This is a genomic window from Allobaculum sp. (assembly GCF_047010065.1).
GTDB classification, from domain to species: Bacteria; Bacillota_I; Bacilli_A; order Erysipelotrichales; family Erysipelotrichaceae; genus Allobaculum; species Allobaculum fili.
The window spans coordinates 1-8713 of record NZ_JBKXLD010000097.1 but is presented as its reverse complement, the minus strand read 5'-3'; the positions used below and the strand labels follow the sequence as shown (position 1 = coordinate 8713).

Sequence of the window (8713 nt, the reverse complement as noted above, 5' to 3'; positions counted from 1 at the left end):
GGTCAGGCGGTTGTGGAGTCAGCGGAATCGTCGCGTTTGACGTAGGTCAGTAGAATATCATAGCCAAGAGTTTCAAGAATTTTGATGAACGTCTTGTTGATCAGGTTCTCGTTGTTTTTGATGATTCGGTTGGCGTAGGAAGGGGTGATTCCAATCGCCTGGGCCAGTTTGGCCTGCGTCATCTGAGCCTGTACAGCCTTCACTTTAATATCCAGCTCAAGGTTATTTTTCAGCATTCCATTCGTCTCCTTTCAATTGAGTTACAATGCAATCTTAGAGGGATTGGATTATTTTGTAAACAAAACCAAGAATCCCTTTTAAAAATGTTCGAAATAATCAAAAAAAACAGCATCCAGTCCAACTTTTAAACCTGTTTCTGAAAGAATCAGTTGATTAAGATGAAAGAAAACACAAAATAAGATATAAATATTAACATTTGCATTTACAGTAGAAACTTTAAAAAATATACGATCCCAATGATAAAACCGTATAAAGATAGCAGTGTCATTACAGGAGTCATCAATTTCGCAAAGATAAAGATAATTTATTTAGATATAGTTTTCTCATGAACAATGGAGTAGATAAATCAACAAAATGCGATTGGAAACCAATCCTAAAAAGATAAACGTAAAGCCATGAAAAAGCGCATGAAACCTGCGAAATTCGCAGAAACACATGCGCTTTCATATTTTTCAGAAATTAAGAAAGATTGGGATATCCCCGTCAGGACAGGCCGCCTTTTCCTGAAAAACTGCAGTTTTCAAAAATCGGATGGTCTTCAAAGAGACAATATGCCTCTGTCAAGTCTTAAATCTGTGCCTAGATCGAAACGGTGGCGTTTACGGCAGCGAGCGCCGGCAGTTTTGGTGTCTGCAGGTGCACGCCAAGGGTATGAGCGAGGACTTCTTCCACGCGGGAAACCGGGATGATTTCCAGAGCGTTTTTGACTTCTTCGTCCACCTCAGCCAGGTCGCGTACGTTGTCAGCCGGAATCAGCACTTTGCGAATGCCTGCACGCATGGCCCCGAACAGTTTTTCCTTCAGACCGCCGATCGGAAGCACTTCGCCGGAAAGCGAAAGTTCGCCCGTCATCGCGATGTGGGAATCGACCGGTTTGCCTAACGCCAGAGAAGCCAGAGCCGTCATGATCGTGATGCCGGCACTCGGTCCGTCTTTTGGCGTGGCGCCAGCCGGGAAGTGGATATGGATATCCTGTTTGGCAAATTCGAGCGTATCGAGCGGCAGATGGGATTTCAGTACGGAATAGGAAATCCGTGCCGATTCCTTCATGACATCGCCCAGCTGACCCGTCAGGATCATCTGGCCGCTGCCGGGCATCGAAGCCGCTTCAATGTAGAGCACTTCGCCGCCTACAGCCGTCCAGGCCAGACCCGTAACGACGCCGACTGGATTGCTTTCCTTCACTTTTTCGTGACGGACAGCGATCGGACCGAAAATGTCCGCCAGATCGTCTTTCGTTACGCGTACCGGTCCGGCGTTTTCCACCAGATCGACCGCTTTGACCCGGCAGATTTTCGCCAGCTGCTTTTTCAGACCGCGGCATCCGGCTTCCATCGTGTAGGAATTGATGATTTCACGGATCGCATCGTCTTCAATCTGAAGCTGAGACGCGTCGATGCCGTGTTCTTCCATCACTTCGCCAAGCAGATGGTCTTTGGCAATCACGAATTTTTCCGAAGGCGTGTAGCTCGAAAGGGAAATGACTTCCATACGGTCGAGCAGCGGTCCGGGGATCGTGTCGAGCGAGTTGGCGGTGGCAATGAACATGACATCGCTCAGATCGTAAGGCAGATCCAGGTAGTGATCGGTAAAGGTGTCGTTCTGTTCCGGGTCGAGTACTTCCAGCATGGCTGCCGAAGGATCGCCCGCAAAGCCGCCGGCCATCATCTTGTCGAGCTCGTCGAGAATCATTACCGGGTTGGTGGCTTTGGCGTTTTTCATCGCCTTGAGCACGCGGCCGCTCATGGCGCCGACGTACGTACGTCGATGACCGCGGATTTCGGATTCGTCACGGATGCCGCCTAAGGACAGACGGGTGTACGGACGATGGAGCGCCTTGGCGATGGATTTTCCCAGAGACGTTTTGCCGGTTCCGGGAGGACCAACGAGCAGAATGGCGCTGCCGCGGTTGGTCTTGCGCAGTTTCATGACCGCAAGGTGCTCGATAATGCGCTGTTTGACTTTTTCCATGCCTGCATGACGCTCATCGAGAATTTCGCGGGCTTTCTGCAGATCGGGTTCGAAGATTTCTTCCTTTTTCCAGGGAAGAGAGAGTGCAAACTCGAGGTAGTTCTTGAGCAGTTCGGCTTCTGCGGACTGCGGGTTGGTGCTTTCCAGGCGCGCAGCATCTTCGAGAAGCGCCTTCTGGTTTTCCTCGGACATGCCGGAAGCGGCAATGCGGGATTTGTAGTCGGAAGCTGGAGAGGTCTCGCCGGCTTCGTCGCTTTCATCGAGCTCGCTCTGGATGGCGTTCAGCTGACGGAGCAGAGCCTGACGGCGATAAAACTCGCTCGCTTCTCTGGACAGCTTCTCGTTCATTTCCATGTTGAGGGTAATTTCCTCTTTCTGGCGAAGGAGATAGTCGATGAAGCGAAGCGCGCGTTCCTTATCGGAATCCATGCAGATCAGCCCGTAGCATTCCGCCGTCGACATGTTGATGTACTGGGACAGGAAGGCGATCAGCTGGTTGAGAGAAGAGTATTCATTCACCCGGCGGGCCAGATGTCTTCCGCCCTGGAAGCCCGAGGAGACTTCCTTAACAAGTTCTTTGATATAGGAAACCATCTGTTTCCTGGATTTGTCGTCAAGATCATCGATGGCCGGAGCTTCGGTCCACTCGCAGAGGGGTCCGTCTGCGCTGCGCGAAACAATGCAGATACGCTTGAGCGCCTTGACCATCAGGACGTTTTCGTCTTCTTCCTTTTCGATCCCGGTCGCTTCGCAAAGCAGACCGTACGCGCGGAGATTGTCATTTCCCGGTCGAGCGAGATCGTCCTCACCGCTGAAAACTGCGAAGGGCTCCTGCAGGAGTCGTTCGATTTCGTTTTGCGGCAGATTTTTCAGCCGGAGGATTGTATCAGGCAGCATAAACGTGCCGGCAACTCGCAGAAAAGGTGATTCTGTTCTTTTGTCGTTCAATTTGTAAATCCTCACTTTCTAATGAGTAGACAGTATATATAACTGGTACGGAAAATGTAAATACTATCAAAAAACATACTAACAAAGTTATGTATACCATAGGAGCCGCCGTTCATGGTAAGATAGCCCACGAAAGGGGTGCACGATGCAGAAACTGATTATTTATAAAGATGATGAATGTTCGATGAAACGGGCATGCAAGGCGCTGGAGGGAAAATGGAAAATCCCTGTGATCTACGTTCTGTGTGTCAACGGAACCCTGCGCTACAGTCAGCTTCGCCAGGCGTTAGGCATAACCAACGTCATGCTTTCCAATACCCTGAAAGATCTGGAAGAGGAAGGCCTGATCGAACGCAATGCCTACAACGAAATCCCGCCCCGTGTTGATTATTCTCTGAGCGAACTTTCTCGCGAGCTCGTTCCCGTCCTTCTTTCTTTCTCCCACTGGGGACAGAAGCTGATGGAATGCGATCTGGATTCCGAGGACGAGTGCGATCTTCTCTAAAGCCTGCCCAGCCATTCCTATTTGTTCAACTTGCCTGTATTCCAAAGGGGTCGAATACTCTGGACGTCTCGAACGGACGTCTTTTTTTCATGGAAAGATGAACGGAGCGGGCTGCTGAAATTTCAAAAAAGCGACCGGTCAGAGAGACAGAAATCTCAAAAAACAAAAAATTCAAAAAGCGAGAAATCCAGAACGGCAGAGGAAAAGGAAAAGGAAGGTACTCCCTTCAGACGGCTCATAGAAAAACCGTGAATCCAAAGGTCGATTCACGGCATGCGCGCATCCAGAGGGATGGACAGTCCGGGCCAGAATAGAGGATACGATGAGCACAAACCCTCTGCTGTACGAACCGGAACAATCTCAGACGCAGAAATCCTGATAGAAAGAGAAAAAATTAAGAAATCTGAAGAATCAGAAAAAGGGCACTCGCCAGAAGGTGCTTTGGAAGGTCCGTGACTGTTCGGATCTGCACGCGGGCAAGAATTCCAAAAAAATATAGATAACGGATATAAAGCCTGTATACATCCGATCGGATTCTTTACTGAAATCATTTCTTTTGTTCACCGGAGTCTGGTGGGAAAACCCCGCGAGCCGCTGTCATATTGAAAAAAGTCCGGCATTCCGCCGGGGGTGAAAGAAAGAAGCCGATATAATCCAAGTATAAAGATCCCATAAAAGAACGGAATTATGGAAAAGCGTGACAGACACCGATGAACACCGCTTTTTCCAGATTTCGCCAGACCGGGATGAAAGGAGTTTCGTATGAACAAGTCTTCTTTTGGATGGTATCGCGTGCTCTATATTATTCTTTCCATTCTTTACATGTTTGCGGGCATGATGCTCATCACCTATCCGGGAATGTTTGCTGGATCCATGATTTACATGATCGGTTTCCTGGCCATCCTGTATGGATGCATTCTGATCGCTTCCTATTTCATGGCCGTCAATTTCAAGCTTCCCTTTACGCTCATTGCCGGCGGCGTTCTGATTCTGCTTGGCATTCTGATTTGCTGCAATCTGTTTGAAGCGTCGATCGCGTTAGGCGTTATCGCCGCCATCGGTTTCATGGTTGTCGGCGCCTTTAAGATTTATCAGGCCGTATTTGTTAAGAACATCGGCATTTCCAGCTGGTGGTCCATTCTGCTTCTCGGTATCTGCAACCTGATCATCGGTCTGATTCTGATTTTCAATTTGAACGATTCCGGAACTCTGATCACCGTTCTGATTGGTACCAACCTGTTAGTCAACGGCGTATCCGACCTGATGCTTGGCATCATGGCTTTCTAGTTCCGTTCGTTATACCCGTTTTACCCCTTTCTATATTTTCTCCTCTCCAGTAGTTTGAGGCGTTTCCTCCTTTCTCTTGGGCAGCCGGTATGTGCAGACCGGCTGCCTTTTTATAGTTCGGGCACCACAGCCCGCAGAAAAAATGGCCAATGCTAGTCTGAAGACAGAATCAGTTACAGGCTTCGGCAAGCCGGTATGTAAAGCCGGAAAAGCGGATCGAAGAGAATTTCTTCTTACTCAAGGTGTTTCAAAAAGAATTCCCGCCGCGATCTGTTCGAACGCCGAAGCAGAAAGGAAGCACGAATATGGAAGAAGCCATGATGGACCCTTCTCGAGTCATTTATCAGACAAATGCGGACAATACAGCCCGTTATGTCATTGGAGAAAAAGGGGACAACCCTCTGATTGTAATGAGCATCAACCCGTCGCACGGAACGCCAGAACGCACGACCCCGACACTTGGCACCATCCGTCACATCGCTCAGGCGTACGGCTATGACGGCTGGATTGTTCTCTGCCTGTATCCGCAGCGCGCAACGCATCTTGACGAACTGGACGAAGTTGCCAATCCGCAGTGGATCGCCGAAAACGATAAAGTTATCGCCGACATTTTCTCGCAGTATCCCAATCACAGGATCTGGGCAGCCTGGGGCACACACTACAAAATGAGAAGCTATTTCCCGGAATGCCTCTCCAACATTCTTAAGATCGCCGATCAGTACGGCATGAGCTGGATGCATTATGGAACGCTCGATGAAGACGGAACTCCGCGCTATTGCCTCTATCTGGAAAACGGAGAAGGCTGGGCGCCCTTTGATGCACAGGCGTTCCTGAACCGCACATTCTAAAATCAGGCTCTAAACGCCAGTACCAGATTCAGAAACCAAATTAAAAACACCAAATATTTCGCATGAAAAACGGATGCCGCACAAACGCAAAGCGGCATCCGTTTTCTGTTTCCGGCGCGCCTGAACCGATTCCGACCGTTCTGTCGAGGGATCGTCTTTGAACCGGGAATCTGTAAGCGCACCGTAAGACAGTGAGAATAGAATTCCAGAGCAGAGATCTTTATAATTTTTTCAGCGCATCCATTTTTTGTTGATGAATCCGCACGAAAGAGCAGACAGAAAATGTACAGACAGGAGAAAAAGACGCATGGCAGATCCAAGAAAAACGACCCGCAAGCCGGGAAAGAAAAAGAAAAAAAGCAAAATTCATAAAGGCCGTCTGGCGATTCTCATTGCTGCGTTTGCTCTGGTAATCGCCGCAGCTGGTGCCGGCGTATATGGGCTTGGACGTCTGATTTTTTCTTCTTTTCAGAGCGAAACACGAAGTACCGATGTCAACGGGGCCATTCTTCCTTTTGAAAACCATGCGCCGACCACAAAAAATTCTCTCGTGTTTACCGGCGCAGGGGACAATCTTCTGCACGATCGTCTGTACACCACATTTGAAGAAAAATACGGAAACCGCCAATTCCTGAAACAGTACGATGCGCTCGTTCCGTATCTGGAAAAAAGCAATCTCAACTACATCAATCTGGAGACGCTTCTGGCCGGCGACGCCTACGGGTTCAGCGGGTATCCAGCGTTTAACGGTCCAAGCGAATACTTTGACGCGCTGGCGAAAGCCGGTTTCAACTGGATTTCCGCTGCGTCCAACCACACCCTCGACATGGGCGATCAGGCGGTAAAGGATGAACTCGCCTACGCCAGAGAACATGTCCCCAATGTCAGCGTCACCGGCATTCACGATTCGCAGGAAAACGCGGACACCCCGGTTGTACGCGAAATTAACGGGATCAAAGTCGGTCTGGCTACATTTACCTTCGGTCAGAACGCCAACGCGTGGCCGGCAGACGGCTGGCTGATCGACGCCTATCGGAATCCGGATTATTCCATTAACTACGATCTGCTTGATGCGCGGCTGGACGCGCTCAACGCAGCCAGCGACGTTCAGATTATTTCCGTTCACTGGGGAACGGAATACGAAACCGTTCCGAATGAAGAACAGAAAACGCTGGCGGCTTACTTCCATTCCAAAGGTGTAGAAGCGGTCATCGGAACTCATCCCCATGTGATTCAGCCTGTGGAAATGATTCATGACGAAAATCAGGAAACCCTCGTCTACTATTCGCTGGGCAACCTGCTTTCCGGTCAGGATACCAATGACCGAATGGTCGGCGGCATGGCCAGTTTCCAGCTCAATTACGATCCAGAAACCCAGAAAGCTTCGTTTGAAGACGTTCGCTTTATTCCGACCGTTACCCTCATCAACGACGCTGCCGATGAATTTGGTGTTACCGTCTACGACGATTACACCGATGAGCAGGGTGCAACGCATTACATCACGACTCAGAAAGGTCTGGATATGTCCAAAGCCTGGATTACGGACTACGTTCACTCGGTAATGGGCGAATCGACTGAAGACTATACCATCTGCATCGATACGGATCCTGCATGGAGTTCCGAACAGAAAAGTTCCGGGCAATAAGCCCGGCTTTTCACTCTCTGCAGGCCAAACCTGCTGCTATTGATGAATCCATCAAAGGAAAATCCAAACCATTTAAAACGCACAACCCTTAGAAAGTGAGAAAGCCGCTATGCCCGAAACCCGACCAACTCCCGCTAAAAAGCACGCTTCTCCTTCTCCTGCAAAAGCTGCCGGAGCACCTAAAGCGAAAAAGACACAAAAGAAGAAAAAACTCAGAACGGATCGCATTCTGATTCTCGTACTGGCCGCCTGCGTGCTTGTCGGCCTTTGCGGCTGGGGAATTTATGCCCTGACCAGAACGTTCTCTGGACAGGACCAGGAAACCGAACAGCAGCTCCCTGCGGTTTCTGCGGAAGAAATTGAAGCGATTCAAAAGCCAGAAGCCATTTCTCAGGAAACGTTTGATGCGCTCAAAACGCAGGCGCTATCGGATCCTGAGTCCCTGCCTTCCCGCCATGCCGCAAATCTGCTGGGTCATATTGAGGAATACGACGAAGACATTCTCGCCTTCTATTTGCGCGATGATGACCGCTATGAATTCGTAAGCCAGTGGCCAGACCGGGAAAACCTGCAGACTCCTGTGGCATCCCTTGAAGAAAGCCTTGAGACGGTTCCCGCCCTTTTACAGTGGGATCTGCGCTGGGGCTATCAGCCGTATGGCGATTCCATGATTTATGCGGCCGGCTGCGCGCCGACGACGATGTCGATGGTCGCTTCCTATCTCAATCAGGACGAGACGCTGACCCCAAGAAAAATTGCGGACTGGGCGGATGCGAGCGGTCAGTATTCGCCCGGTCAGGGCACGCTGTACACGTTCTTTACCGATGCGGCTGCCGAGTATGGACTGAACGTAGAATCCATTCCGGTGGATTCGGCTTCCATTGAAGACGCAGCGGCGCAGGGAAAAATCATGATTTTCCATCTGCTTCCCGGAACGTTTACCACGTTTGGACATTTTGTGGTCGTACCGGGCGTCGAAAACGGACGGCTGAAAATCAACGATCCCAATTCCATCGAACGCTCTTCCCACCTCTGGGATTACAGCCAGGTACTTCCGGAAACGGCGGCAATCTGGGCGTATTCCAAAGCGGAGTAGACACAACGAAAGACAGAGCGGCAGCACAAAGATAAACGAAAACGGTCTCTGCAGAGCCCGGGCGAGTGATCGCCATGGCCTGCAGGGACCGTTTCTCTTTTTGAAATGCGGTGTGACGAAACGTAAGCGTCAAATAAAAGACGGGTATTTTCTCGACCGCCTCCTTGGGATAA

The 8713-nt window shown here is 50.0% G+C and carries 7 protein-coding genes; 5 read left to right on the top strand and 2 right to left on the bottom strand.

Annotated features, from left to right (window positions below; all coding sequences use genetic code 11):
• Positions 1 to 2: 2 nt before the first annotated feature.
• Complete coding sequence (locus ACLUYS_RS08285; RefSeq protein WP_230266497.1) at positions 3 to 236, bottom strand: helix-turn-helix domain-containing protein; 234 nt, start codon at positions 234 to 236, stop codon at positions 3 to 5.
• Between the two features lie 583 nt (positions 237 to 819).
• Complete coding sequence (gene lon, locus ACLUYS_RS08280; protein ID WP_412659577.1) at positions 820 to 3108, bottom strand: endopeptidase La; 2289 nt, start codon at positions 3106 to 3108, stop codon at positions 820 to 822.
• Positions 3109 to 3304: 196 nt separating this feature from the next.
• Here lon and ACLUYS_RS08275 point away from each other — a divergent pair, with 196 nt between their 5' ends.
• From ACLUYS_RS08275 to ACLUYS_RS08255, 5 genes are all read left to right on the top strand, one after another.
• Entirely contained in the window at positions 3305 to 3664 is a 360-nt protein-coding gene (locus ACLUYS_RS08275) for a winged helix-turn-helix transcriptional regulator (protein WP_230266499.1), read from the top strand.
• 762 nt (positions 3665 to 4426) lie between these two features.
• On the top strand, positions 4427 to 4951 hold the full coding sequence (locus ACLUYS_RS08270; protein ID WP_230266500.1) for an HdeD family acid-resistance protein: 525 nt from the start codon (positions 4427 to 4429) through the stop codon (positions 4949 to 4951).
• Positions 4952 to 5256: 305 nt separating this feature from the next.
• The gene (locus ACLUYS_RS08265; RefSeq protein ID WP_230266501.1) at positions 5257 to 5799 is read left to right on the top strand and encodes a DUF1643 domain-containing protein; all 543 of its coding nucleotides are present in this window, start codon (positions 5257 to 5259) and stop codon (positions 5797 to 5799) included.
• A 307-nt stretch (positions 5800 to 6106) separates the two neighbouring features.
• Positions 6107 to 7444: a CapA family protein gene (locus tag ACLUYS_RS08260; protein WP_412659576.1), complete on the top strand. Its 1338-nt coding sequence runs from the start codon at positions 6107 to 6109 to the stop codon at positions 7442 to 7444.
• 109 nt (positions 7445 to 7553) lie between these two features.
• Positions 7554 to 8540 carry a C39 family peptidase gene (locus tag ACLUYS_RS08255; protein ID WP_412659575.1) on the top strand — a complete coding sequence of 329 codons (987 nt, stop codon included), beginning with the start codon at positions 7554 to 7556 and terminating at the stop codon, positions 8538 to 8540.
• Positions 8541 to 8713: the final 173 nt, after the last annotated feature.

Coding starts and splice junctions, on each gene's coding strand:
- lon (WP_412659577.1), bottom strand. CDS start 3,108: ATGCTGCCTGATACAATCCTCCGGCTGAAAAATCTGCCGCAAAACGAA.
- ACLUYS_RS08255 (WP_412659575.1), top strand. CDS start 7,554: ATGCCCGAAACCCGACCAACTCCCGCTAAAAAGCACGCTTCTCCTTCT.
- ACLUYS_RS08285 (WP_230266497.1), bottom strand. CDS start 236: ATGCTGAAAAATAACCTTGAGCTGGATATTAAAGTGAAGGCTGTACAG.
- ACLUYS_RS08270 (WP_230266500.1), top strand. CDS start 4,427: ATGAACAAGTCTTCTTTTGGATGGTATCGCGTGCTCTATATTATTCTT.
- ACLUYS_RS08265 (WP_230266501.1), top strand. CDS start 5,257: ATGGAAGAAGCCATGATGGACCCTTCTCGAGTCATTTATCAGACAAAT.
- ACLUYS_RS08275 (WP_230266499.1), top strand. CDS start 3,305: ATGCAGAAACTGATTATTTATAAAGATGATGAATGTTCGATGAAACGG.
- ACLUYS_RS08260 (WP_412659576.1), top strand. CDS start 6,107: ATGGCAGATCCAAGAAAAACGACCCGCAAGCCGGGAAAGAAAAAGAAA.